At 62.9% G+C, this 25154-nt stretch carries 22 protein-coding genes and 1 tRNA gene; 14 read left to right on the top strand and 9 right to left on the bottom strand.

What is annotated here, in order from left to right:
- The first annotated feature begins 39 nt into the window (after nucleotides 1-39).
- The 11 genes from era to MAF45_RS03695 all read left to right on the top strand — a co-directional run bounded on the left by era (nucleotide 40) and on the right by MAF45_RS03695 (nucleotide 11809).
- On the top strand, nucleotides 40-993 hold the full coding sequence (gene era / locus MAF45_RS03745; protein WP_237978208.1) for a GTPase Era: 954 nt from the start codon (nucleotides 40-42) through the stop codon (nucleotides 991-993).
- 35 nt (nucleotides 994-1028) lie between these two features.
- Nucleotides 1029-1766: a DNA repair protein RecO gene (recO, locus tag MAF45_RS03740; protein WP_237978207.1), complete on the top strand. Its 738-nt coding sequence runs from the start codon at nucleotides 1029-1031 to the stop codon at nucleotides 1764-1766.
- 123 nt (nucleotides 1767-1889) lie between these two features.
- Nucleotides 1890-2936, top strand: a complete 1047-nt coding sequence (gene nagZ, locus MAF45_RS03735) for a beta-N-acetylhexosaminidase (protein WP_237978206.1) — start codon at nucleotides 1890-1892, stop codon at nucleotides 2934-2936.
- Nucleotides 2937-3023: 87 nt separating this feature from the next.
- Nucleotides 3024-4229, top strand: a complete 1206-nt coding sequence (gene pncB / locus MAF45_RS03730; protein ID WP_237978205.1) for a nicotinate phosphoribosyltransferase — start codon at nucleotides 3024-3026, stop codon at nucleotides 4227-4229.
- Between the two features lie 188 nt (nucleotides 4230-4417).
- On the top strand, nucleotides 4418-5845 hold the full coding sequence (locus MAF45_RS03725) for a sodium:proton antiporter (protein ID WP_237978204.1): 1428 nt from the start codon (nucleotides 4418-4420) through the stop codon (nucleotides 5843-5845).
- 220 nt (nucleotides 5846-6065) lie between these two features.
- Nucleotides 6066-7616, top strand: a complete 1551-nt coding sequence (locus MAF45_RS03720) for a 2-isopropylmalate synthase (RefSeq protein ID WP_237978231.1) — start codon at nucleotides 6066-6068, stop codon at nucleotides 7614-7616.
- Between the two features lie 120 nt (nucleotides 7617-7736).
- Nucleotides 7737-8000 carry a 30S ribosomal protein S15 gene (gene rpsO, locus MAF45_RS03715; RefSeq protein WP_237978203.1) on the top strand — a complete coding sequence of 88 codons (264 nt, stop codon included), beginning with the start codon at nucleotides 7737-7739 and terminating at the stop codon, nucleotides 7998-8000.
- 223 nt (nucleotides 8001-8223) lie between these two features.
- Complete coding sequence (gene pnp / locus MAF45_RS03710; protein WP_237978202.1) at nucleotides 8224-10380, top strand: polyribonucleotide nucleotidyltransferase; 2157 nt, start codon at nucleotides 8224-8226, stop codon at nucleotides 10378-10380.
- A 105-nt stretch (nucleotides 10381-10485) separates the two neighbouring features.
- Nucleotides 10486-11259, top strand: coding sequence for a triose-phosphate isomerase (gene tpiA, locus MAF45_RS03705; protein ID WP_237978201.1), 774 nt, complete (start codon nucleotides 10486-10488; stop codon nucleotides 11257-11259).
- A 26-nt stretch (nucleotides 11260-11285) separates the two neighbouring features.
- Nucleotides 11286-11669 carry a preprotein translocase subunit SecG gene (gene secG / locus MAF45_RS03700; RefSeq protein ID WP_237978200.1) on the top strand — a complete coding sequence of 128 codons (384 nt, stop codon included), beginning with the start codon at nucleotides 11286-11288 and terminating at the stop codon, nucleotides 11667-11669.
- Nucleotides 11670-11724: 55 nt separating this feature from the next.
- Nucleotides 11725-11809 (top strand) — tRNA-Leu (locus tag MAF45_RS03695).
- A gap of 282 nt (nucleotides 11810-12091) precedes the next feature.
- Here the strand turns inward: MAF45_RS03695 and MAF45_RS03690 are convergent.
- Nucleotides 12092-13048 (bottom strand): hypothetical protein, encoded by a 957-nt coding sequence (locus MAF45_RS03690; RefSeq protein WP_237978199.1) that lies wholly within the window; start codon nucleotides 13046-13048, stop codon nucleotides 12092-12094.
- A 131-nt stretch (nucleotides 13049-13179) separates the two neighbouring features.
- Between MAF45_RS03690 and MAF45_RS03685 the strand changes: the two genes are divergently transcribed.
- The gene (locus tag MAF45_RS03685) at nucleotides 13180-13587 is read left to right on the top strand and encodes a hypothetical protein (protein WP_237978198.1); all 408 of its coding nucleotides are present in this window, start codon (nucleotides 13180-13182) and stop codon (nucleotides 13585-13587) included.
- A 236-nt stretch (nucleotides 13588-13823) separates the two neighbouring features.
- Here the strand turns inward: MAF45_RS03685 and MAF45_RS03680 are convergent, their stop codons facing one another.
- The 8 genes from MAF45_RS03680 to earP form a co-directional block, all read right to left on the bottom strand.
- On the bottom strand, nucleotides 13824-14465 hold the full coding sequence (locus tag MAF45_RS03680; RefSeq protein ID WP_237978197.1) for a response regulator transcription factor: 642 nt from the start codon (nucleotides 14463-14465) through the stop codon (nucleotides 13824-13826).
- On the bottom strand, nucleotides 14462-16288 hold the full coding sequence (locus MAF45_RS03675; RefSeq protein WP_237978196.1) for a sensor histidine kinase: 1827 nt from the start codon (nucleotides 16286-16288) through the stop codon (nucleotides 14462-14464). Before MAF45_RS03675 ends, MAF45_RS03680 begins: the two co-directional genes overlap by 4 nt.
- A complete protein-coding gene (locus tag MAF45_RS03670) occupies nucleotides 16285-16644 on the bottom strand; it encodes a cytochrome c3 family protein (protein ID WP_237978195.1) in 360 nt (119 codons plus the stop codon). Before MAF45_RS03670 ends, MAF45_RS03675 begins: the two co-directional genes overlap by 4 nt.
- Nucleotides 16645-16730: 86 nt before the next feature.
- A complete protein-coding gene (locus tag MAF45_RS03665) occupies nucleotides 16731-18068 on the bottom strand; it encodes an FAD-dependent oxidoreductase (protein ID WP_237978230.1) in 1338 nt (445 codons plus the stop codon).
- A gap of 332 nt (nucleotides 18069-18400) precedes the next feature.
- The gene (locus MAF45_RS03660; RefSeq protein WP_237978194.1) at nucleotides 18401-18742 is read right to left on the bottom strand and encodes a type II toxin-antitoxin system HicB family antitoxin; all 342 of its coding nucleotides are present in this window, start codon (nucleotides 18740-18742) and stop codon (nucleotides 18401-18403) included.
- A 131-nt stretch (nucleotides 18743-18873) separates the two neighbouring features.
- Nucleotides 18874-20538, bottom strand: a complete 1665-nt coding sequence (locus MAF45_RS03655; protein WP_237978193.1) for a phosphoethanolamine transferase — start codon at nucleotides 20536-20538, stop codon at nucleotides 18874-18876.
- 96 nt (nucleotides 20539-20634) lie between these two features.
- Nucleotides 20635-21195, bottom strand: coding sequence for an elongation factor P (gene efp, locus MAF45_RS03650; protein WP_237978192.1), 561 nt, complete (start codon nucleotides 21193-21195; stop codon nucleotides 20635-20637).
- An 82-nt stretch (nucleotides 21196-21277) separates the two neighbouring features.
- Nucleotides 21278-22414: an elongation factor P maturation arginine rhamnosyltransferase EarP gene (gene earP, locus MAF45_RS03645; protein ID WP_237978191.1), complete on the bottom strand. Its 1137-nt coding sequence runs from the start codon at nucleotides 22412-22414 to the stop codon at nucleotides 21278-21280.
- 110 nt (nucleotides 22415-22524) lie between these two features.
- On the opposite strand from earP, the gene uvrC reads away from it, so the two are divergent.
- On the top strand, nucleotides 22525-24396 hold the full coding sequence (gene uvrC, locus MAF45_RS03640; protein WP_237978190.1) for an excinuclease ABC subunit UvrC: 1872 nt from the start codon (nucleotides 22525-22527) through the stop codon (nucleotides 24394-24396).
- Between the two features lie 110 nt (nucleotides 24397-24506).
- Nucleotides 24507-25130: a CDP-diacylglycerol--glycerol-3-phosphate 3-phosphatidyltransferase gene (pgsA, locus tag MAF45_RS03635; protein WP_237978189.1), complete on the top strand. Its 624-nt coding sequence runs from the start codon at nucleotides 24507-24509 to the stop codon at nucleotides 25128-25130.
- Nucleotides 25131-25154 lie beyond the last annotated feature (24 nt).

Below are 25154 nucleotides of genomic sequence, written 5' to 3'. Positions count from 1 at the left end.
CGCCCCGGACGCACAGGGATAAAGGGAGAAGGGACAGTCATGACAGAAGAAAAATCCGCCGAAGCCCCCGGACAGGAGGGCATTGTCCTGCCGCCCGCGAGGAAGGTTCCCGCAGGCTTTCGTTGCGGCTACATCGCGGTGGTGGGCCGGCCCAACGTGGGCAAGAGCACGCTCATCAACCGGCTGGTGGGCGAGAAGGTCTCCATCACGAGCCACAAGCCGCAGACGACCCGGGACCGGGCGCTCGGGGTTCTCACGCGCGAGGACGCGCAGTACATCTTCGTCGACACCCCCGGGTTCCAGAGCCGCTACAAGAGCGGTCTCACGCACTACATGAACAATGTCGTCCGGGGCGTGCTCACCGACGTGAACGTGGTGCTTTTCGTGATCGATGCCTCGGGCTGGAAGGGGGCCGACGAAGAGGTGCTGCGGCTCGTGCCCCGGGAGTGCTCGGTGATCCTCGTGCTCAACAAGACCGACGAGATGAAGAACCGCGACGCGCTCCTGCCGCTCATGGCCCTTTCCATGCAGAAGTTCCCGTTTGCGGCGATCGTCCCGACTTCTGCGAAGAAGGGCACGCAGTGCGAGGAGCTGCTCACGGAAATCCGGCGGCATCTGCCCGAGGACGGGCCCTACTACGACCCCGATCTCTACACGGACAAGAGCTCGCGCTACCTCGCCGCTGAAACGGTGCGCGAGAAGGCCTTCCGGCTGCTAGGCGACGAGCTGCCCTACGGGATCGCAGTGACGATTGACAAGTGGGAAGAGGACGAGCGGCATGCGAACATCGTGGCCACGCTGCTTGTCGAGCGCGAGAGCCACCGCCCGATCGTGATCGGAGAAAAGGGGGCGAAGCTGCGCGAGATTTCGAGGCTTGCACGCGCCGACATCGAGCAGATGCTGGGCAAGCCCACGCACCTTGAGGTCTGGGTGCGCGTGCGCCGGGGCTGGAGCGACGATGCCCGGGCCCTGAAGACCCTGGGCTACAGCTGAGCCAGGAGCAGCCGGGAAAGCCCTGCGCCCGAGCCATGTCTTCCCAGTCCTTTCAGACAATCGGGGGCTTCATCAACCGCGTCAGCCCGGAGCGGGTCTCCGGGCAGCCCGTGTTCGTGCTGCGCACGCGCCCCTGGTCGGAGACGAGCCTGCTGGTCGATCTGCTCTCGCGCGACTTCGGCCGGGTCTCGGTGAGGGCCCGCGGCGCGAAGCGTCCTACGAGCCCCTGGCGCGGCATCCTCGCGGAATTCTGCCCGCTGCAGGCGGCCTGGAGCGGTAGCGGCGCGACCAAGACCCTCACGGGGCTGCGGTGGATGGGCGATTTTGCGCCCGTCGAGGGCGAGGCGCTGCTTGCGGGCTTTTACATCAATGAGCTCGTCATGCGGCTGACCGCGCTCGAGGATCCCCAGGAGGGGCTCTTCGAGGCGTACTGGGGAGCACTTCGCGTGCTCTCGGGGCAGGAGCGCGGGAAGACGGTCGAGCAGGCGCTGCGGCTCTTCGAGATGCGGCTGCTCGAGCTCTCGGGCTACGGGCTGCCCAGAACGTTCGAGGACGGGACCTATGAGCTGCGCGGCGCGGAGCTCGTGCGCGCCGGCGCGGGCAGCGGCCCGCGCTACAGCGCCGCGCTGCTGCGGGAAATCGTACAATGCCACTTCTCGGACCCGGCGATCCTGAAGGCGGCGAAGTCGCTGCTGCGTTCGATCATCGCCGCGGCCGTGGGCGACCGGCCGCTCAATTCGAGGCGGATCCTCTCGGAGCTGCACAGGCTCTGAAGCCTGGCGAGGGGGTTGCGCCCGGACGGGCTTCTCTTTCGGGGCGGCGCGGCCTAACCTGATGCAGCCTGAAACCCAAAAAAACGAGGGGCTCCCCGAAGGGGAGCCGCCACATGCACAACTATGCTAGGACCCGCAGTCATTGACATTGAAGGCACGGCTCTTACCGCAGCCGACCGCCGCCGCATCGCCTCGTCGCTTGCCGGCATGGTGATTCTCTTTACCCGCAACTACGAGAGCCCGGAGCAGCTGCGCGCCCTCTGCGATGAGATCCACGGCGCCAGGCCCGGAATCCTGATCTCGGTTGACCACGAAGGCGGGCGGGTTCAGCGCTTCAGGCGCGGCTTCACGAGGCTGCCCGCCCTTGCGCAGTACGGCCGGATGTACGGGCGCGACCGCGGGGAGGCGCTGCGGGCCTCCTGGGCCCACGGCTATGTGCTCGCCGCGGAGCTGCTCGCCTGCGGCGTGGACTTTTCCTTTGCGCCCGACCTCGACCTCGACTGGGGGCACTCGAAGGTGATCGGCCACCGCTCGTTCTCGCGCGATCCGCAGGCCGTGGCCGAGCTCGCGCTCGCGATGATCTCGGGCATGCGCGAGGCGGGGATGGCCTGCTGCGGGAAGCATTTCCCCGGGCACGGCTGGGCCGGCGCCGACAGCCACAAGGAGCTGCCTGAGGACGAGCGCGACCCGCAGCTCATCGTGCGCGAGGACGCAAGCCCCTACCGGGTCCTCGCCCCGGCGCTCGCTTCGGTGATGACCGCGCACGTCGCCTACCCGGGCATGGACCCGCTGCCTGCCACTTTCTCCAGGCGCTGGCTCTCGGAGGTGCTCCGGGGCCGCTGCGGCTTCGAGGGGCTCGTGTTTTCGGACGACCTCGCGATGGGCGGCGCCCGGGTCGCCGGGGGGATCCTCGAACGGGCCCGCGCCGCCCTGGACGCAGGCTGCGACGCGCTGATTCTCTGCAACGCGCCGCAGCTCTCCGACGAGCTCCTCGCGGGCCTTGACTGGAAGCGCAGCGAGCTCTTTGAGCGGCGCAGCGCACGGCTCAACCCCAGCCGGCTCTGGCCCGGCCGCAGCGCGCTCGAGCGCGATCCTCTTTACGCCCAGTGCCGGAGGCTCGTCCCCGCGACCGATTCCGATCTCGTCGACTGGGTGGAAGAGGCGCGCTGAACACTCCGGCGCGGTTGTGCCACAATGGCCGGCAGCCGGGGACGGCCCCGGGATTTTCCCGCGCCCCGGACTCTGAGGAGTTTCTGGATGATTATTGAGTCTTTGCTGGATACCGATCTCTACAAATTTACGATGATGCAGTGCGTGTTGCACCAGTTCCCCGGGGCCGAGGTGAAGTATCGCTTCAAGTGCCGCACCCCGGGCGTTGACCTGCGGCCTTACGTCTCCGAGATCAACGAGGAGATCGACCACCTGTGCGAGCTGCATTTCAGCGACCAGGAGCTCGCGTACCTCGCCTCGCTGCGGTATATCAGGCGCGACTTCGTCGAATTCCTGAGCCTTTTTCACCTCAAGCGCAAGTACATCCGCGTCTCGCCCTCGAACGACTATCCCTGCGGCATCGACATCTCGATCAAGGGGCCGTGGCTGCACACGATTTTGTTTGAGATCCCGGTGCTCGCGATCGTGAGCGAGACCTACTTCCGCCACCGCGTTCCCGCCGACGGCTTCGAGCTGGGCCGCCGCAGGCTTGCCGAGAAGTGCCGGATGATCCTCGAGGAGCCGGACAACGACAACCTCGTGATCTCGGACTTCGGGGCGAGGCGGCGCTTCTCGCGCGCCTGGCAGGAGGAGGTGATCGAATACTGCATCGAGCATCTCGGGCGCCATTTCTCGGGTACGAGCGACGTGCTCTTCGCCCGCGAGTTCGGGGTGGTGCCCCTCGGAACAATGGCGCACGAGTACCTGCAGGCCTGCCAGGCCCTGGGCCCGAGGCTGCGCGACAGCCAGACCTTTGGCTTCGACATGTGGGCGAAGGAGTACCGCGGCGACCTGGGGATCGCGCTCTCCGATGTCTACGGGCTCAAGCCCTTCCTCAAAGACTTTGACATGTATTTCTGCAAGCTCTTTGACGGCGCGCGGCATGATTCCGGGGATCCCTTCCGCTGGGGCGAGGCGATGATCCGGCACTATGCGGCGAACAAGTGCGATCCGAAGAGCAAGACCCTCATTTTCTCCGACGGGCTGGACATCCCGCGCGTGCTCGCGCTTTACCGGCGGTTCAACCACCGCATCCGCCTGGGCTTCGGAATCGGCACGAACCTCATGAACGACGTGGGTCCCAAGCCGCTCAACATCGTGATCAAGATGATTGAGGCAAACGGCCAGCCGGTAGCCAAGATCTCTGACACGCCCGAAAAGGGCATGTGCGAGGATCCGACCTATCTCGCCTACCTGCGGCAGGTCTTCGGGCTGGACGAGCCGGACACCGCCGCTGCCGAACCCAAAGCCTAGTCCTGCCGCCGCCCGGGGCGGCGGGCCCGTGCAAAAAAACGCCCCGCGCCCGTTCGGTGCGGGGCCGCGGATCCACTACAATAAAAAACATCCGGCCGCTGCGCCGCAGGGCTTCCGACCCTCGGGCAGCGCTGGATCAGCCCTCTTCGGACCGGAGGGGACCGTAAATTAAAAAAAGGATTCGGAAAATGTCTTGTTCCAACCTGCCGGGGCGGGCTCTGGCTGCTGCGGCCGCATTTTTTTCGCCGGCCGCTGCTTTTGCTTCTGAGATGAGCGGCGCGGAGCTCTCGCTCGCCTGGGCCGTTCCGTTCGCCGGGATTCTTCTCTCGATCGCCTTTATTCCACTTTTCGCCGCCAAGTTCTGGCACAACCACTTCGGCAAGGTCTCGCTCGCCTGGGCCGTGCTCACCATTGTGCCGATCAGCATGGTTTTCGGGCTTGAAAACGGCCTGATTGCTCTCAACGAGGCGCTGGTAGGCGACTTCCTGCCCTTCATCCTCTTCGTGGGCACGCTTTTCGTCGTGGCGGGCGGCATCCACATTTCGGGCAACTTCTCGGGCCGGCCTGCGGGCAATCTTGCCTTCCTCGTGGGCGGGGCGGGGCTTGCCAACATCATGGGCACGACCGGCGCGGCGATGCTGCTCATCCGTCCGCTGCTCAAGGCGACCGAGCACCGCAAGTACCGGATGCACACCTTCATCTTCTTCATCTTCATCGTGGCAAACATCGGCGGCTCGCTCACGCCGCTCGGCGACCCGCCGCTCTTCATGGGCTTCCTGCGGGGCGTGGACTTCTTCTGGCCTGCCCAGCACCTGTTCCTGCCGATGGTCTTCACGGTGGGGCTGCTCTCGGTGGTCTACCTGGTGATCGACACGATCTGCTGGAAGAAGGAGCATCCGCGCTCCCTTCCGGTCGAGCCTAAAAAGGAGGCGAACGAGTCGCTGCGGATCTCGGGCGCCGTCAACATCATGCTGCTCGTGATCGTGATCGGCGCGGTGCTGCTCTCCGGGGTCTGGGACTCGGGCTTCAAGGTGCAGTTCCTGGGCGTGACGCTCACCGGGCAGGGGCTGGCGCGCGACGGCATCTTCCTCGCCTGCGCGATTCTCTCCGTCATCCTCACCCCGAAAGTGGTCCGCGAGAAGAACCAGTTCTCCTGGGAGCCGATCCTCGAGGTGGCCAAGCTCTTTGCCGGCATCTTCGTGTGCATGGTGCCCGTGCTTGCGATGCTCAAGGCCGGGCACGACGGAAGCTTCGCGCCGCTCGTCGCGCTTGTGACCAATGCCGACGGAACCTACAACAACTCGGTTTTCTTCTGGCTTACCGGAATGCTCTCTTCGTTCCTGGACAACACGCCGACCTATCTCGCGTTCTTTAACCTCGCCGGCGGCGATCCCACCGTGCTGATGGGCGTGGACGCGAAGACCCTGATGGCGGTTTCCTGCGGCGCGGTCTTCATGGGCGCGAACACCTACATCGGCAATGCCCCGAACTTCATGGTGCACTCGATCGCCTGCAGCCGCGGCGTGAAGATGCCCTCCTTCTTCGGGTATATGGCCTGGAGCATGGGCATCCTCATCCCCACGTTCCTGATTGGGGACTGGCTCTTCCTCATGTAACGGCGTTCCGGCGGCCCTCCGCCTCCTTTCAGGAAAGGAAGGAGGCGGCCGCCTGGCCGGCTCTTCCCGTCCTCTCGCGCCCGATTCCCCAGTCCTGGAATTGGGCGCTTGCCTTTTATGCGCTATATTGATCAGAAATGCGGTCTCAGGCAAACCCGGAGCCCGGCCTGCGAAACGGCCGCCCCGGGCAGCGCCGGGACCAGCCTGAAGACTGGAGAACCTGATGGAAAAACTCATCATTTTCGATACCACGCTCCGTGACGGAGAGCAGAGCCCCGGCGCCACCATGACCGGGGATGAGAAAGTCCGCATCGCCCAGCAGCTCGAGCGGCTCGGCGTCGATGTGATCGAGGCGGGCTTCGCAGCCGCCTCGGTGGGCGACTTTCTTGCCATTCAGAAGATCAGCTCGATTGTGAAGAACTCGACCGTGTGCTCGTTGTCGCGCGCGCTCGAGCGGGACATTGAAAAGGCGGGTACGGCGATCTCGGCGGCGGCCCGCGGGCGCATTCACACCTTCATCGCCACTAGCCCCATTCATATGCAGATGAAGCTGCACATGACGCCCGAGCAGGTGATCGAGAACGCCGTGAAGGCCGTGCGGCTCGCCCGCGAGTACACGGACGACGTGGAGTTCTCGGCCGAGGACGCCTCGCGCAGCGAGCCGGACTTCCTCGCCCGGATCTGCGAGGCGGCGATCGAGGCGGGGGCGACCACGGTGAACCTTCCCGACACCGTGGGCTATGCGATCCCCGAGCAGTTCGGCAGCTTCGTGCGCGATATCCGCACCCGCGTTCCCAACTCCGACAAGGCGGTCTGGTCCGTGCACTGCCACGACGACCTAGGCATGGCCACGGCCAATTCCCTGGCCGGCGTGCACATCGGCGGGGCCCGTCAGCTCGAGTGCACGATCAACGGCCTGGGCGAGCGGGCGGGCAACTGCCCGCTTGAGGAGGCCGTGATGGCGATCTCGACCCGCTCCGACTATTTCCAGCTGCAGTGCGGCATCAACACCAAGGAGCTCGTGCCGACCTCGAAGCTCGTCTCCACGGTGACCGGCTTCCCGGTGCAGCCGAACAAGGCGATCGTGGGGGCGAACGCTTTCGCGCACGCCTCCGGCATCCACCAGGACGGCGTGATCAAGGCCCGCCAGACCTACGAGATCATGCGCGCCGAAGACGTCGGCTGGGCCAAGGACCGCATGGTTCTGGGCAAGCTTTCGGGCCGCAACGCCTTCAAGCAGCGCATCCGCGAGCTCGGCATCCCGGTGACGAGCGAGAACGAGATCAACGAGGCGTTCCTGCGCTTCAAGGATCTCGCCGACCGCAAGAGCGAGATCTACGACGAAGACATCCAGGCCCTCTTTGCTCCCTCGGGCTCGCAGCCGCTGTCGAACTACTACGGCTTCGTGAGCCTCGACCAGCGCTCCGAAACCGGAGAGCGCCCGTACGCCAAGGTTGTGATGACCGAGGGCGGCGGCGAGGTGACGACCGAGGCTTTCGGCAACGGCCCGGTGGACTCCGTCTTCAAGGCGATCGAAGCGCATGTGAAGTCGGGCGCCACGCTCGACCTCTACGCGGTCAACGCGATCACGGGCACCTCGGAGGCTCTGGGCGATGTGGTGGTGCGGCTCTCGCTGGGCGGCCGCATCGTCAACGGCGTGGCCACCGATGCGGACATCATCGCGGCGTCGGCCAAGGCTTACATCGCGGCCCTCAACAAGTTGAAGACCGTGAGCCCGATGAACGCGCAGCTCGCCGAGCAGACGCCCTGAGGGCGCGTCGTGGGGCGCTGCGCCGGCAGCGCCTCCGATTTTGCTATACAATAGCGACTTTCACGATTCAGGTTCCTAACGCCTGAAATCGCCCGTTTATCTTTTTTATGGTTAGAAAAAATGGCTGAAATCAACAAGCAGGACATCATCAAGCAGTACCAGCGCGCTGACCGTGACACGGGATCTCCCGAAGTCCAGGTGGCTCTTCTCACGGCCCGCATCAACGGCCTTTCCGAGCACTTCAAGACTCACGAGAAGGACCATCATTCCCGCCGCGGTCTGCTCATGATGGTTTCCCGCCGCCGCAAGCTGCTCGATTACCTGAAGCGCACCAACGTTGAGAGCTATCGCAAGCTCATTGATTCTCTCAACCTGCGCAAGTAATCCTGCTGTCGCGATGGTTCTAGGCGCTGCGGTCTGTCCGATTTCAAAAGAGTTCGGCCAGACCGCAGTTTTTTGTTTTTTCACAAGGCGCCGTTCGCGGGGATGATGGCTTCGCGTTGCGACATGGAGCCCTTTTTGAAGGCTGAGGAGCTCGATGCCGCAGCGTGCCGTCCACTGATTTTCCCTGGGAAACAGGTTGCCCCTTTACAAGGAAACTCAGAACATGACCATGTTCAACAAGGTCTCCAAGTCCTTCCGCTTTGGCGACAACGACGTCACTATCACGACCGGTGAGATCGCCCGCCAGGCCTCCGGCGCGGCCGTCGTCCAGATGGGCGACACGGTGGTTCTCGCCACGGTCGTTGCCAAAAAGGAAGCGAAAGAGGGCCAGGACTTCTTCCCGCTGACCGTCGACTACGTCGAAAAGGCCTATGCGGCCGGCCGCTTCCCCGGCGGCTTCTTCAAGCGCGAAGGGCGCCCCTCGGAACACGAGACGCTCACTTCCCGCCTGATTGACCGTCCGATCCGCCCGCTTTTCCCCGACGGCTTCTACAACGAAGTCCAGGTGATCTGCACCGTCGTGTCCGCCGATCCTGAAGTCGACCCCGACATTCCCGCCATGCTCGGCGCTTCGGCCGCGCTGTCCATTTCCGGCATCCCCTTCAAGGGGCCGATCGCCGGCTGCCGCGTCGCCTACATCAACGGCGAGTACGTCTGCAACCCGCACGTCTCCCAGATGCCCTCCTCGAAGCTCGATCTCGTCGTGGCCGGCACTGAGCGCGCCGTGCTGATGGTCGAGTCTCAGGCCGACCGCCTGCCCGAGGACGTGATGCTCGGCGCCGTCTCCTTCGGCCACCAGCAGATGCAGGTCGCGATCAATGCGATCAACGAGCTCGTCGAGGAAGCCGGCAAGCCCGCCTGGGACTGGCAGCCTCCCGCGAAGAACGAGGCTCTCATCGCCCGCATCCGCGAGCTCGCCTTTGACGGCCTGAAGGCTGCCTACGACATCCGTCAAAAGCAGCCCCGTTCGGAGAAGATCCGCGAGGTCTACGAGCTGGTGCACGAGACGCTTAAGAAGGACTGCGAAGCGAAGGGCGTGGAGCCCGATTTTGACCAGAACGAGGTCGACGGCATTCTCTTTGACATGGAAGCCCACCTTGTGCGCGACCGCATCCTGCGCGGCGAGCCGCGCATTGACGGCCGCGACACCCGCACGGTCCGCCCGATCGAGATCCGCATGGGCGTGCTGCCGCGCACCCACGGCTCGGCCCTGTTCACCCGCGGCGAGACGCAGTCGCTTGCTCTCACGACGCTGGGCACGAAGCAGGACGAGCAGATCGTCGACGGCCTGACCGCCGAGAGCCGCGATCGCTTCATCTTCCACTACAACATGCCGCCGTTTGCCACCGGAGAGACCGGCCGCATCGGCTCGCCCAAGCGCCGCGAAATCGGCCACGGCAGGCTTGCCAAGCGCGCCCTGACCGCCGTGCTGCCCGACTACGACGACTTCCAGTACACGATCCGCGTGGTTTCGGAAATCTGCGAGTCCAACGGCTCCTCTTCCCAGGCTTCCGTCTGCGGCGGATGCCTGTCGATGATCGACGCGGGCGTGCCTTTGAAGGGACTGGTCGCGGGCGTCGCGATGGGCCTCATCAAGGAAGGCAACAAGTTCGCGATTCTGACCGACATCCTGGGCGATGAGGATCACCTGGGCGACATGGACTTCAAGGTGGCCGGCACCGAGGACGGCGTGACCGCCCTGCAGATGGACATCAAGATCGACGGCATCACCGAGGACATCATGAAGCTCGCCCTCGCGCAGGCTCACGAAGGCCGCATGCACATCCTCGGCCTGATGAAGCAGGCCGTGGGCGACCAGAAGCGCGAGCTTTCCTCCTATGCGCCGCGCATGCTCGTGATCAAGATCAACCCCGAGAAGATCCGCGACGTGATCGGCAAGGGCGGCGCCACGATCCGCGGCCTCGTCGAGGAGACCGGCTGCAAGATCGACGTCGAGGAAGACGGCACGGTGACGATCGCCTCGGCCGACACCGAGAAGGCTCAGGAAGCCAAGCGCCGGATCGAAGAGATCACCGCTGAGGTGGCCGTGGGCCAGATCTACGAGGGCACGGTCACCCGCATCCTCGACTTCGGTGCGATCGTTCAGCTGCTGCCCGGCAAGGACGGGCTGCTGCACATCTCGCAGATCGCCAATGTCCACGTCGACAAGGTGAGCGACTACCTGAAGGAAGGCCAGAAGGTCCGCGTGAAGGTGATCGAGGCCGACGAGAAGGGCCGCGTGCGCCTTTCGATCAAGGCTCTCATCAATGATGAAAAGCGGGCGGCCGCCGAAGGCAGCCCTGACATCCAGCAGGCCTGAGCGGCCGGAGCCTGAAAGGCTTTTCGGATGACGAAGGAGGGGAACTGGCTTCCCCTCCTTTTTTTAGCTAAAATAATAAATCTTTCTCATCGACGGGCAATGGACATGAAGGGTCGCTCTTCTCTGGTTGTCGGCAACTGGAAAATGAACGGCTCCCTCGCCCTGGCTGAAAACTGGGCGAAGGAGTTGGCGGCGCTTTGGCGGCAGGCTGCGCCTGCGGCTGAAGCTGGCCTGTGCGTGCCTTCGGTCTTTCTCGACCGGCTTGTGCGCAGCCTCAGGGCTGAAGGCCTCGAGGCGGTCGAGCCCGGCGCGGAGGACGTGAGCGTGCGCGAGGGCTGCGGCGCCTTCACCGGAGAGGTGAGCGCATCGATGCTCAGGGACGCCGGCGCCAGGCTCTGCATCGTGGGGCACTCCGAACGCAGGACGCTTTTCGGCGAAAGCAACGCCTCGGTGGTTCTCAAGGTGAAGGCTCTGGCCGCCCAGGGGATCCGCCCGATCGTCTGCGTGGGCGAGACCCGCGAGGAGCGTGAGGCGGGCCGGACCTCCGAGGTGATCCTCGCGCAGGTGAGGGCGGTGCTCGAGGGCTGCGGGATTGAGTCGCTATCGGGCGGCGCCTTCGCCTACGAGCCGCTTTGGGCGATCGGCTCAGGGGCCGCGGCCTCGCTCGAGCAAATCGAGCCCGTGCACGCGGCGATTCGCGCTGCGCTTTGCGAGGCGGACGCTGGAGCCTCTGAGAAAGTGAGGGTTTTGTACGGCGGCAGCGTGAAGCCGGCCAATGCGTCGGCCATTCTCGCGCTGCCCCACGTCGACGGGGCGCTCGTGGGGGGCGCTTCGCTCAAGGCTGAAAGTTTTTATGGCATCTGCGCCTGCGGGCGCTGACAACCTTAGGTTTTAAGAGGAAAGACATGTCTCTTCTGATGAGCATTGGGCTGGCTGTCCAGGTGATCGCAGCCGTTGCGCTGGTGATTCTCGTGCTTCTGCAGCACGGCAAGGGCGCGGATCTGGGCGCGGCCTTCGGCTCCGGCGCCTCCGGTTCTCTCTTTGGCGCAGCCGGCTCCGGCACGTTCCTGTCCAAGATGACCTGGATTGTCGCGACGATCTTCTTCCTCGCGACGATTGCGATTACGCTCGGTTCGGGCGCCTTCGCCCGCCATAACCAGCTCGAGCGCCAGGCTGAGGGCGGCGGCGTGCTGGGCACGGTGTCCTCGGTTCCTGCGGATGCCTCGTCTCCGGCTGCTAATTCTAGTAATATCCCTAATACCCCTTCACAAAATCAGATTCCGAGGTAAAATACATAACCTCTGACGCAGATATGAATCTGCTTCAGGATCTTTAAGAATTCATGCGGTCGTGGCGAAATTGGTAGACGCACCACTTTGAGGGGGTGGCGGAGCAATCCATATGAGTTCGACTCTCATCGACCGCACCAGAATTTCAAGCGTCAGCAGACGGTTGAAAGCGAGGGCCGGAAGCGCGAGCGACCGGTGCTTTAAAAGACAGGGGTGTCGCCAAGTTGGTTAAGGCATCGGATTCTGAATCCGATATTCGTAGGTTCGAGTCCTACCACCCCCGCCAGCTGATCTTCCTTCGTCTGCCGCCCGTTTGAAAATCCGTTGAAAGCCTGCAGGTTGAAAATCTGCAGGCTTTTGCTTTATGCGCTTCGGGCGGCTGCGCCGGGAAAAGGGCGCGGAGCGCGCGGCGCCCGGAAGCGCTAGTGCTTCGGAAACGACTCCGGGACAAGCCTGGCCGAGACCCAGAACAGACCGGCGATAAACTGCCCGGAGAGCTTTTCTGCGCTCCATTCGGGCGTCTCCGCCGCATAGATCGCCAGAGGCTTTTCGCCGAAGGCCTGGTCCAGGACGCAGTCCAGCCGCAGGACGGCAGAAGAAAAGAATTCGAGCCTCGCGGCCTTTTCGGCCCTGCAGCGCAGCTCCATCAGGCACGCGTCGCTGCCGTGCGGGCTGATGAGCTGAAGGTTCTCCGTGGAGACTTTCACTTCCGGCAGAGCTTCCCGGCCGAGGCCTGGGTGCTGCGAGAGGAAGTCCTGCAGCGCCTCCTCATAAAAGGGGCCTGAGCTTACGCTGAAGGCTTCCCCCGGGGCGAGCTCGGAGGCCAGGCCGAAGCTCTGGCCCACAGCGACGGCGGAGACTTCGAACTCGCATTTCAGTCCGGGCTCGAGAAAGGCCCCGTCATAGAAGAAATACGGCAGCGCGCAGGTGAACACGGTTTCGCCGAATTTAAGGGCGGCGTCGCCTGAAACGCCGTTTGCGTCAGCATGCACGGCCATGACCTCAGCTTCCGCCCGGGTCCCGGGCAGGGCTGGCGCCGTCGTGAAGAGTTCGAAGTTCTCCTCGCCCGGCCTGCGGCGCAGGTAGAGCGAAAGACCGGGAAGCCCGGCCTTACGGGGCGGGTATTCGAGCGCGGTGAACTCGGTCTTATCGGCTCCCTGGGTGCGCCTCCCGCTGGGCTGCGCCTTCTGGATCGCGTCGGGCAGCACGGACAGCAGCGTGAGCCGGGCTTTGGCCGCGGCGGTGTCGTCGGCGGAGGCCTCCGGCGAGACAAGCCAGCCGAAAGGCTCCGGAAGAGCCACATCGCGGTTAAGTGAACCGTATCGCTCGATATAGTCCGCGTCGGCCAGCGTCATGTGAGCGGCCTCATACGTTTCCATAGCCCTACCCCCCTGCGCGATGAACGATTGGAAAGCCGGGCTGATTCCCGCCTGCCCGGGGAAAGAAAGCCGGCTGAAAGGAGAATAAAGGGAATTTTTCCCGCGGGCAACCCCAGAGGTCTGTTTTGCAAGTGAAAATTGAGCGCGGGCTTTCTCCTCTCAAACCGCTCTTCCTGCTTTTTTCTCCGGAGAAGGGCGGCTTCTTCAGGAAGGCGCTTCAGCCCGGAGAACTCGCAGCGGGAGCGTTTCGAGCGCTCCGGCCGCCTTTTCCCTGGGAGCGGCATCAGCCCTCGGCGATTTTTAAGCCTGACTTCGGGCTTTTAACCGGTTTGTCAAAATTGTCTGCTAACTTTTCTTCACGTTCAGAAGATCCAACGGGAGCAGCCGCAATGTCAGAGTTCGAGCATGAGAGCCGGCAGGAACAGATCGATTTTGAAGATGACGAGGATGATGAGGTGGACGAGGGGGAGGAGATCAGCTGGTTTGATGACGACGACGATGAAGCCGAGGGCGCTGCGTCCTTTGCTTCAATCGGGTGAAAATCGGCACAATTCTTTAATTTTCCTGCGAAGTGCACCGATTCAGCCATCAGGAAAAGCCCTCTGGCCGTCGGGGGCTGCGCTGTGAGATCATATTCACGAAGGCAGAGAAACCACGAGGTCAGTAAACCCTCATCAAGCTGGTTTCCGCCACAAGGCCCGGCCAAGACGCTGCGAGCGTCGCACACTCCCGGGCCTTTTCATTTGCCCTGTTTTCTTAAGCGCTCCGCCTGACTTTAAGGCTCAGAGAACTGTTCACCCTGCTTTAGAAGTTCCTTCAGTTCGTCAGAAGTGGAACTGACATGGAGCTTTTTGTTTGCGGAAGAACGGTGAGCCTCCACCGTGCGTTCGCTGATGCCGAAGCGAGTCGCGATCTGACGGCTGGACAGCCCCTGCGCGACGAGCCCGATGACCTCCCGTTCGCGTTCAGTCAGCAGCGAGAGCCGGTGCCGCGCCGAGGTGCTGTCAGTCACAACAGGGCTTTCTTCAAGGGATTTCCGCACCGCTTTCTCGATGACTGCCAGGAGCCTCGCGCTGTCGACGGGCTTTTGCAGAAAATGTACGGCCCCCTCCTGTATCGCCTGCACCGCCATGTCGATGTCTCCGTGTCCCGAAAGGAAAACGACTGGCAGGGGGCTGTTGCGCCTGATCATCTCATGCTGGAGCTCGATGCCGCTGATGTCAGGCATCTGGACATCCAGAATGAGGCAGCCTGGTACAGACGGGCTGTCGTTTCTGAGAAAGTCTTTGGCGGATTTGTAGCCCGCGCTTTTCCATCCGGCGCATCCCAGCAGGAATGACAGGCCTTTTCTGAGGTCCTGTTCGTCGTCCACAATCCGGATCAGAGCTTTTTCCTGAATGGTCTTGAGTTCGTTCATGAGACTGGGTTCTCCTTTTCCTGGGGCTTTTGATCGCGGCAGGGAAGTTCAAAGCTTGCCTGGAGTCCGCCCGCGCTCCTGCGCTCGAAGACAAGCTTGCTGCCGTAGGCCTCGAGCAGCCCGCGAACAATGGACAGCCCGAATCCCAGTCCCCCGGCTTTCAGGCTGGGACCTGAGGGTCTCAGTATTTTTTGAAAGTCCGCGTCAGTCAGAGCCGGACCGTTGTCGATGACAGTGACCCTGACGCAGTTCCCTTGCCGGCGGGTCAGGATCCGCAGGGTCGGTTTCATGACGGTTTCTGCTGCTTCCCCTGCGTTTTTAAGCAGGTTGAACACCACGCACTCCATTTCCAGCGGATCGACTTTAATCCATACGTCTGCTGCAGCAAGGTCTTTCTGAATAAACGGAGGGCGACTTCGCGAGACCCGGTAATTTTCAATTGTCTGATTCAAGACGGAGGAGAAATGCACCCAGGTGCGCCGGCTGCCGCTTTTGGCAGTCCTTGCGTACTGCCGGGCATGTTCGACAATGTCGTTGGCTTTCTTCGTCTGCCGTTCGATTTCTTCAAGCGGCTCCTTCAGGTGGTCTTCAGGGCCGATCACTCCCTTGCCGAGCAGCAGCTTCAGGCCGTCCAGGTAAAAAGAAATGGTTGCGAGCGGCTGCTTCATTTCGTGAGCGAGCATTCCGGATACCTGTCCGAGCGCTCCCATTTTTTGAAGAGCAGCAAGATGTTCGGAGGCTTCCCTCGCTTTTTCCTGCAGATCATTCTGCCTGGCCATCAGGGCCTGCAGCTGGCTGGTCCGGCGCCTGACGAGGTAGCCCGTCCGCCAGGAATGGAGAATCAGCCCCAGCAGCGACAGCAGCAACAGCGCGAGCGCCGGCCAGTATTCATTCAGAAAGCGCGTCAGGGTCCAGTCTCGCAGATACCTGTACTTGCCGAGCCTCAGGGATCTGTAGAGGTGGTCCACATGCAGATAATCGGTGGCGACTCCCCAGGTGTTTCCATGCTCATCGGGAGGCATGTTCATAATCGCCAGGGCGGCTGTCCGCGCCTCTTCAGGCGTCAGCCGGCCGGTGGCCGTGACAGTCCAGTCAGGATAGAGTTCGGTCGATCGAACGCAGGCTTCGCCCTTCTGCGTTTGAGAGTTGATGATGCGCAGCTTCGAGGCAAGCTCAGGGTGACTTTTGGCCCATGTCTCAAAGTAGCAGAGCCGCGCAAAAGCTGCGTCGGTCTGCCCCTCGGCGACCGAGGCCAGGGCTTCGCCGAGGGCGGCTCCCCCGCCGACGAACTGCATGGATGAAAAGAAATTCTCCCAGTCGGCGTCTATTTTTGCTATTTCCCCCATGGGAACGTGAAAGCCTGTGAATGCAACGGGCGTGTTCGCAATCAGGCTCTTTCCTTTGAGGTCTTTCAGGGTTTGCAGGGAGGAATTCCTGCGGACAAAAATGGCGGCACCTTCGCTGTGATTGGGATCCGGGTAGTTTTTCGTCACGAGAGTTCCCAGGACCCGGGTTCCGTGTTTCTGCTGAAGCCGGAAGGACTGTCCTGCGCTCGTGATGAAGATGTCGATTTTCCCGTCATTGAGGGCATCGTCGAGCCGGCTGACGGGAATTTCGACCATTCGGACGTCGCGGTCACTGAACCCTTTTCTCAGGCTCTCGACGGTGGCCTCAATGATCGTTGCCTTTTCTGTCGGTCGGACGAAATTGACAGTTCCGACGAAAAGAGGCTTCCTTGCGGCTTCACAGGCCGAAGTTGAGAACAGAGCCGCGAAGCCGAGGAAAACGCTGAAAGTGATTTTTAACGATGTCTGTGTCGTCACTTTTTAGGCATTGTGAACTGGAACTGGTGGCACTGGCTGCAGACGAGCTTGTCGGCCTTGTGACCCTGATGGCATTCGCGGCAGTCCAGTTCTCCCAGGTGATTGTCGTGAACATTGTTGGGCTTCATGTCCTTGGTGCGCTCTTTCAGCTTCGAGTAGTCGCCGTGGCAGCTCTGGCATTGCGATGTCTTGACCTTTTTTGCGGGCGGGTTCTCCTTGTGGCAGCCGGAGCACTGCACCCCGGCCTTGACGTGCCGGTCTGCCAGGAAGGGGCCTTCGCCTGCTGCGTAGGAAGGCATCGACAGAGTAAAGGCCAGGGCCGCTGACAGGGCCAAAGCGGAAATTTTGGAAATCATACTTGCAGTCTTACCGGTAGGAAAAGGGTAGGGGATTAAACCGCGCAGAAGCCGATTTAATCCCCGGTGCGGTTCAGTTCAGCCCGTCAGGCTTTTTTGGCCCGGGCAGCGGCGCTGCGGGCGGATTCGCGCCCCCAGATGATCGCCGCGCAGAGCTGGGAGCCGCCGATGTAGTCCTTGTAAAGGAGGCCGCCGATTGCGTTGCCTGCCGCATAAAGGCCAGGGATCGGCCGGCCCTCAGTGTTGAGCACTTCGCCTTTGAGTGAAATCTTCGGGCCGCCGAAAGTGGCCGTCATGCCGCCCTGGAACGGGAAAGCGCGGAACGGGGGCTTGACAAGCAGCCGTGCGCCTTTCAGCGTGTTGGGAGGATTGAGCGTGCCGCCCTTGCCGGCCTTGATCGCGGCGTTGTACTGATCCACCACTTTCACCAGGGTCGCTTCCGGAATGTGGGCGTTTCTCGCGAGTTCGGCGATTGTGTTCCCGGTGTAGATCGGCGCGTGGTTTCTTTGATAACGGTTGATGCGGTCCTGAACCGTCGAAATGTTCGTAACCTGATCATCAATGATGATGAAGGCCCAGTTGTTCGGTATGAGCTTCGGCATGGCTTTGGCGACATACACGTAGGTATTGACCTCGTCGATGAAGCGAGTCCCGTCCTGTTTGACCAGAATGCCGTAATTCACCATGATGGACGGATTGGCGCGCGTCGGGCCGTGAATCGGACCGCCGTGGAATTGATCCATATTGACATACATGGGATTGAAAGGCTCGGTCAGCGTGATGTTCTCGCCCGTGATGCAGGTCGATCCGCGGATCGGCATCCAGGCGACATCTCCGCCCATATAGCGGCAGATGAGCTCCTTGTTGTTATGGAAGCCGCCGGTGCACACGATGACACCGCCTCTGGCTTTGAATGTCACGAGTTCTTCGTCTTCGTCGACCGCCTTCACTCCGGTGGCGTGAAGCACCTCGCTGCGGGTGATTTCAATCACCTTGGTGTTGAAGAAGACGGGGATTCCGAGCGCCTTGACGCGATCGAGCATCTGTTTTGCCAGCTGCGCGCCGTGGGGCTTCAGGGGGCCGTCGACCACATGGCCTCTCTGCAGCATGGGCCAGGATTCCTTTTCGAGCTTGCGGAACTTGATCCCGCACTCGCCGGTCAGCCACTGGACGGCTTCCGCGGATTTTTCAACATACATTTTTGTCAAAGCAGGATCGCCCCGGTCCTGCGAGACTTTCATCATATCGGCGTAGAAGGCGTCAAGAGAATCATTGACGCCTTCCTGTTTTTGAACATAGGTGCCGGCGGCGTTGATGATGCCGCCCGAGAAGATCGTATTGCCCGAGGGGCGCGGCATTTTGTCCAGAATGCAGACCTTGCGCCGGCATTCTTTGCCTCGATTGCGGCTGCCATCCCGGCGCACCCGCACCCGATCACAATCACGTCATAGGTTTCGGTTCTGCCCTTTTCGGCTGCGGAGGCAGCGCCGGAAACGGTCGCGGCGCCAGCAGCGGCGGCACCGACCACGCTCGCCTTAATCAGGCTGCGGCGTGAAATTTCTCTTGTCATAGCTTCTCTCCAGGTTGCGGGCTTTTTATCTCAGGCCCCGTCGATTTCATTTTTCCCGGAGGGGTTCGTACGAACTTTGGCTTAGATCAACTAATCCTTGAGGCTTAATTCATGTGATTGATCATGGGCGCTCCGTCTCTGCCCGAGAGCGAAGCGGCGGGTTCCCGCATCGAAGGGCAGCCCCGCTTAATCGCCGCCGGAGGCAGGCAGTCCGGACAGAAGGCTTTTCTCGCTTGCCCTGAATCTGTTTGAGGCCTCGACGATTTCGGCGTCGAACGAATCGACAGGACGGACCAGAACGCCCTGGCGTGCGAGGCCCGAGCGCTCAAGGGCGCTCAGAATCTCCTTTTTCTTCATGGCCGGCGGCAGCGGGCGGCGGAACTTTTGCAGACACCTGCGCAGCGCGACAGCCGCATTGTCGTAGGCCTCCTGAATCGTGGCGCCAAAGCTCGCAAGCCCGGGAATGTCGGGAAAAGTGACGCGGTACCCCTTGTCGGTCAGCAGGAAAGCTGCAAGATATCTGGGCATTCTTCACACTCCACGCCAAGCATTATGACGTAAGGCATATTACCTAGATGCCGGCCCGATTCATTCGAATGTTACGCATTTTTACCTATGCAAAGTCCGGGAAACATCGCACAGGCCTTTTCTTACCGAACTTAGTCGCGGCTGAGGGCGGATGAAAAACGGCGCCTGGATTCAGGCTCTGACCATCGGTAGTCCGGATTGAGAAGGGACTCATGGGGCCGTTCGCCCTTCCAGCGGATCTCCGCCGCATCGAGCAGCAGGCTGTCGGTCCAGTCAGCCCTGAAGGGGCGCTCGGCCGCCTTTCGGACCGCCTGTTCAAGCGGCCCCCGCGCCCAGAGAAGGACAGGGATGCGGTAGCTTGAGGGAGAAGACGGGGAGTGCCCGACGCGGTTGTCGTAGCGGCCGGTCTCCACGCCGTGGTCCGACAGAAAAAGGCAGAGCGTGCTTCGGTTTCCGGCCCCGTCGCGGACGATCCTGAAGATTCGCGCGAGGACTTCGTCCTGATAGAGCATCGCGCGGTCGTAGTCGTTGAGCTGGCCGCGCACGATCGGCCCGCGGCCGAGCTTTTCCATGGATCTTGAGACGCTGTCGGATCCGCTCCAGGCGTCCTTCAGGCGATCCGGATAGCGCAGGGCGAAGTGCGGGTGGGCTCCGAGCATGTGCACGACAATGAGCTTCCTTGGCGCCGGATCCTGCATGGCGGCCGAAAGCGGCTGCAGGAGCTTCTCGTCCATGGACCGGGTGGAGCGGCCTGAGACGCGGTTGAGGAGGACGGCCTTGTCAGCGTAGTCCTGGTAGAGCTCCTTGATCGCGAGGTCGTCCTGGTTCGAGATCCAGATGATCCGGAAGCCGGCGGCGCGGAAGAAGGCGAAAAGATTGCCGCGGCCCTGCAGCTGCGCCTGGCCGGCAGGAAAGCGAAACATCGATTCGAAGGCGGCGATGGTCTGGGCTGCCGTCGACCAGCTGTCGGCAACGGCGGTGATTTCGCCTTTCTGCACCATGCCGCGCAGCTCCGGGGTCGTGTCGCGCGAGTAGCCGAAAAGGCTCATGTTGTCTCGGGTGAGGCTCTCGCCTATGACCAGAACGATGGTTTTCGGCGCGTCACCCACGTGAGTGATCAGGCTTTGCGAGACGTGGGCAATCTCGGCGTTACGCTCGTCGCTCTGCCGCCAGAAGTCCCGGTAGCTTTCCGCGCAGGCCGCGGCCTTGATCCAGGAGAGCGGCACCATGTGCGACCGCCATGAATGGTTGAAGAGGGTGAGTCCCGCGACGGCAGCGGCGGCCAGGCACAGGGCGGCGCCCGACGGGAGGCCGGGCCTGAAGTCGCCCGGCCGCTGCGGCAAAGAACAGCCCAGAGGAAGGCTGCGCCTCAGGCTCGAAAGAATCAAGGCGGCCTGAATCAGGAAAACCGCAAGTCCCGCGCCTGCCCAGAAAAGGATCTGGGGCTGGGCCGTGGCGAGGTACTCGCGGGCCTCCTGCGGGCTGGTGTTCGCAAGCGCCTGGATGACGAACCCCGAGAAGTAGTCCGACTCGTAGGACGTCATGAGAAAGCCCCGCAGGGCCGAATCAGCGCAGCTCAGCAGGCAGGCCGCAAGAAAAAAAGCTGCGGCGGCCCTGACCCATCCCGGCCTGCGCGGCGACAAGGCGAAAAAAAGCCCGAAGGGTATCAGAAGCGAGGCGAGCTGCGCCGAGCGAGCCGCAGGCAGCGCCGAAAAGGGCAGAAAAAAGCCGGCCGCAAGGCACAGGGCGGCTGCGCTCAGGCGCTGGCGGGAAAGAAGGAATGGGAGCTTTTTCATGCCTTGGGTGCCGGGGTAGGCCAGACGCGGGCCGAAAAAAGCCTGGTGCAGAAAATTGCGCCAGGCTTTGGTTCTTTCTCCTGAAGATCAGGGAAATTACTTCACGCGGTTGGAATACTCGCCGGTGCGGGTATCGATTTCAATCTTGTCGCCGACGTTGATGAAGGCGGGGACCTGCAGCTCGTAGCCGGTGTCCTTCAGCTTGGCGGGCTTCATGACCTTGCCGGAGGTGTCGCCCTTCACGGCGGGCTCGGTGTAGCCGATTTCACGCACGAGCTTGGTCGGCAGCTCAACGGAGATGGGCTGGCCGTTGTAGAACGTAAGCTCGGCGGGCATTTCTTCCTGCAGGTACTTCTTCGCCTCGGTCATGGCCTCTTCGCCGACTTCGTACTGGTTGTAATCGGAGTCCATCCAGACATAGGACGGATCGGCGTAGTAGGAGTAGGTCACGTCCTTGCGCTCGAGGATCAGGTCCTCGAACTTGTCGTCAGCGCGGTACACGGTTTCGGTGATGGCGCCCGTCAGAAGGTTGCGCATCTTCATCTTGACGGTGGAGGCGCCGCGGCCACCCTTGGAGTAAACGGCCTTGACCACAACCATCGGGTCCTTGCCAACCATGAAGACGTTGCCGGCGCGAAGTTCCTGAGCGGTTTTCATAATCTGAGTTCTACCTTTAGAGAAGCCTGGCACTTTCTGGCATTTGCTCGCGAACGGCCGGGCGGGGAAAATTTCAAGCCCATTATTCTAGCTCTTTTTTTATCTGTCTGGCTAGGCTGCGGGAGAGCGATCCGAGACCGGCCAGGCGGGCCGCCCAGCGCCGTCCGCCCGCGGCGAGAGCACCGGAGGCGCTGCGGAATGCCGCCCAGTGGCGGTTTTCCCAGCGGTTTTCATTCCAGGCGAGATTCGCCTCCCGCCAGATCGCCCCGGCGGGCTCGAGAAAGGACGGGGCGATCCGGTCCATGAAGGCGCGCAGCTTCACGATGTGCGCGTTCTCATCCTGCGGATAGATGGTCCAGAGGAAAGGCCTTGCGGAGAGCTGGGCGCGCACGAAGGAGTCTTCGCCGCGGACGATGAGGGCGTCGGCGCACCACAGCAGCCGGTCGAACTTGTCCTGCGCAACTGCGGGCACAGGCCGGAAGGACACCTGGGGAGCCTCCAGCGGGCGCAGCGCCTCGCCCAGCCTGCGGCCGGCCTCGCCGGGAGCGGCGAGAACCTGCAGCGGCCTGGGGTCCGCGGCCAGGGAAGCCGCCAGGGATTCGACCGGAGCGCTCGGGTAGGAGAAGAAAAAGAGGCTGAAGGGGCTGTCCGGATCCGCCCCGAGGCTACGAAGCGCCGCGGCCTTGTCCTGCGGGGAGAAGCGGTCGCGCGCCTCCAGCAGCCCGCGCTCTATCAGCACGCCCCCGGTCTTCTGCGTGAAGCCCGGAAAGAAGAAGGTTTTCGTCGCCTGGAGACGCGGGTGCGGCGAGGGCAGCCCGTGGCAGCCCTCCACCCAGTCTTCGGCCGAGAGGTACTCGAGGTTGAGCCAGGCTGTGGGCCGTCCGGAGGCGATCCGGGCGGCGATCGCCTCCTCAAATGCGTCCGGAAGCCGGCAGCCGAAGGTTTCGACCACAGCGTCGCCGGGGCCGCGCCCGAGGCATTCCTCCCAGCCCCGGACGGTGACGCCCGAGACGGTCTGGCCCGAGCGGCGCGAGGGGACGACGCCGGGCGCGATTCGCGCGAGGGTTGCGAGATCGTCGATATAGAGCGTGATCTTGAAGCCCTCCTCGCTGGAAAGCGCCCGGGCGAGCCTCCAGCACACGCCCGCGTCGCCGAAGTTGTCAATCACGTGGCAGAAAATGTCGCAGCGCAGGGGCCGCTCCTGAGTGTAGCTTTGCATGATTTGTCGCCGCAGCAGCAAGGGGCCGCGTGCTTTAGACTCTGAGGCCTTAAGGGGGAGGGAAAGCGCGTCAGCCGTGCTTTTCGGCCTTCCCCCACCAAGGAGACCTCATGCCCAAGGGAACGCCCCCCGCCGATTTCGATTACGCGCTTATTTTAAGAAATCTGCCCTCGCTGCCGGGGGTGTACCGCTACTTCGATGCCGCAGGGCACTGCCTTTACGTCGGCAAGGCCAGGGACCTGAAGAAGCGCGTCTCAAGCTATTTCCAGAAATCGGACCTGTCGCCGCGCATCGCGCTCATGATCTCCCAGGTCGAGAAGCTTGAGACCACCGTCACCCGGTCCGAGGCCGAGGCGCTGCTGCTCGAGCACAACCTGATCAAGTCCCTCAAGCCCAAGTACAACATCGTCTTCCGCGACGACAAGACCTACCCGTATCTCAGGATCGGCTCGGAGGCCTACCCGCGGATCAGCTTCTACCGCGGGGGCGTGGACCGCAGGAGCACGTATTTCGGCCCGTTCCCGAACAGCGGCGCGGTGCGCCAGTCGATCGCGGTGCTGCAGAAGGTGTTCCAGCTGCGCACCTGCGAGGAGACCAATTTCCGCAACCGCTCGAGGCCTTGCCTGCTCGGCCAGATCGGCCGCTGCTCGGCGCCGTGCGTGGGAGCGGTGAGCGAGGAGGAGTACGCGCAGGACGTGCGCCGGGCGAAGCGCTTCCTTTCGGGCGACGGCGGAGAGCTCATGTCGGAGCTTGAATCACAGATGGCTGCGGCGGCCTCCGAGCTGCGGTTCGAGGACGCGGCGAGGCTCCGCGACAAGCTTGCCGCGCTCTCGACCGTGCTCGAGGGGCAGACGATCGAGACCACGGGGGGCGACGTCGACGCCGACATCATCGCGGTCGCCGTCGACAGAGGCAGGGCCTGCGTGAACCTGGCCATGGTGCGCGGAGGGCGGCACCTGGGCGACAGGGCTTTTTTCCCGAGCCACGAGAAGGAGGCCGCGCCCGAGGATGCCCCGGATATCCTCGAGGCCTTCGTGTCTCACCACTACGAGGGGCTGCCGGTCCCGACCGTGGTCGTGACTGCGGACGCGAGGGACCCCGCGGCGCTCTCTGAGCTGCTCTCCGAGATCGCCGGCCGGCGGGTTCCCGTGGTGGGCGAGCCCCAGGGCGCCCGGCGCCGCTGGCTCGAGATGGCCCAGGCTGGCGCGAAAATCGCCCTCGAGAGCCACATCGCGGTCGAGCTGGGCGAGAAGTCGAGGCTGCAGGAGCTCGTCGACGCGCTGGGGATCCGGCCCGAGAGCGGGCGGCTCGAGGACTTCCGCGCGGAGTGCTTCGACATCAGCCACACGGCGGGCGAGGCCACCATCGCCTCCTGCGTGGTGTTCAGAAACTTCAGGATGGACTCCTCCGAGTATCGGCGCTTCAACATCGACGATGTGACGCCCGGCGATGACTATGCGGCGATGAAGGAAGTGATCACGCGCCGCTACAGCGCGGTGGCCAGGGGCCGCTCCCCGATGCCTACGGTGGTCTTCATCGACGGCGGGCGCGGGCAGGTCGAGATGGCCCGGGAGGTTTTCGATTCCCTGGGGCTGGACACTTCCCACATCGTGGGCGTTGCCAAGGGCGAGGGCCGCAAGGTGGGGCTCGAGACCCTCGTCTTTCCCCGCGACCAGCACCGCGAGCCCCTGGTGCTCGGGCCGCAGTCGCCCGCACTCATGCTCGTGGCCGAAATCCGCGACGAGGCCCACCGGTTCGCCATCACCGGCATGCGGGCGCGGCGCGCGAAGCCCCGCAGCCGCAGCCGCCTCGAAGACTTCGAGGGCGTGGGGCCGAAGCGCCGGGCGAGGCTGCTCGCGCGATTCGGCGGCATGAAGGGCCTGCGCAACGCCTCCGTCGAGGAAATCGAGTCTGTCGAGGGCATCTCCAAAACGCTCGCCGAAAAGATCTACCTGCAGCTGCACGGCGAGGCCTCGGCATGAAATTCACTGCTCAGGCGGACGAATTCGTCCTCAGCACGCATTACAATCGGGAACGTCTTCGTTATTTTTTTCTTCGCCCCGCGCCCTGACTGCGGGGCTGCGGTGCCGTTATGTCTGAAGTACAGAATTCCTCGACAGCCCGGTCACGGAGCCGGCTCAATGTGCCGATGGCGCTCACGTGGACCCGCGTCGCGCTGATCCCGTTCGTGATCGGGGTCTTTTATCTCGGCTGCCTCAGCCCGCACGCGCAGAACGTGATCGCCTGCGTGATCTTCTGCATTGCGGCTGTCACCGACGCCCTGGACGGCTTCATCGCGAGGCACTTCAACCTCACCACCCCGATGGGCGCCTTCCTGGACTCTGTGGCCGACAAGTTGCTCGTGTGCGCGGCGGTGATCGCGCTGCTCGCGCTGCGCCGCATCGACATGCTGGTCGCCCTCATCATCGTGGGGCGCGAGATCGCCGTGACGGGGCTGCGCGAATGGATGGCCAAGGTCGGAGCCTCCTCCCACGTGAAGGTGAACTGGTACGGCAAGGTGAAGGCGATCGCGCAGATGGTCGCCATCCCGATGCTGCTCTGGCACGATCCCCTCTGGGGGCTCAACATTTCTCTGATCGGGACCTGGCTCATCTGGATCGCCGTGATCCTCACGCTCTACTCGATGTGCGTTTACACGAAGGCTGCGATCCCCTTCCTGTACCCGGATGAAAAGCTGAAGAACCAGGATCGCTGAAGCGCTTTCCTGCGCACGAAAAAG

Source organism: Mesosutterella porci (assembly GCF_022134585.1).
Classification (GTDB): Bacteria; Pseudomonadota; Gammaproteobacteria; order Burkholderiales; family Burkholderiaceae_F; genus Mesosutterella; species Mesosutterella porci.
The sequence above is the reverse complement of the archived record's forward strand: the minus strand, read 5'-3'. Positions and strand labels throughout refer to the sequence as shown.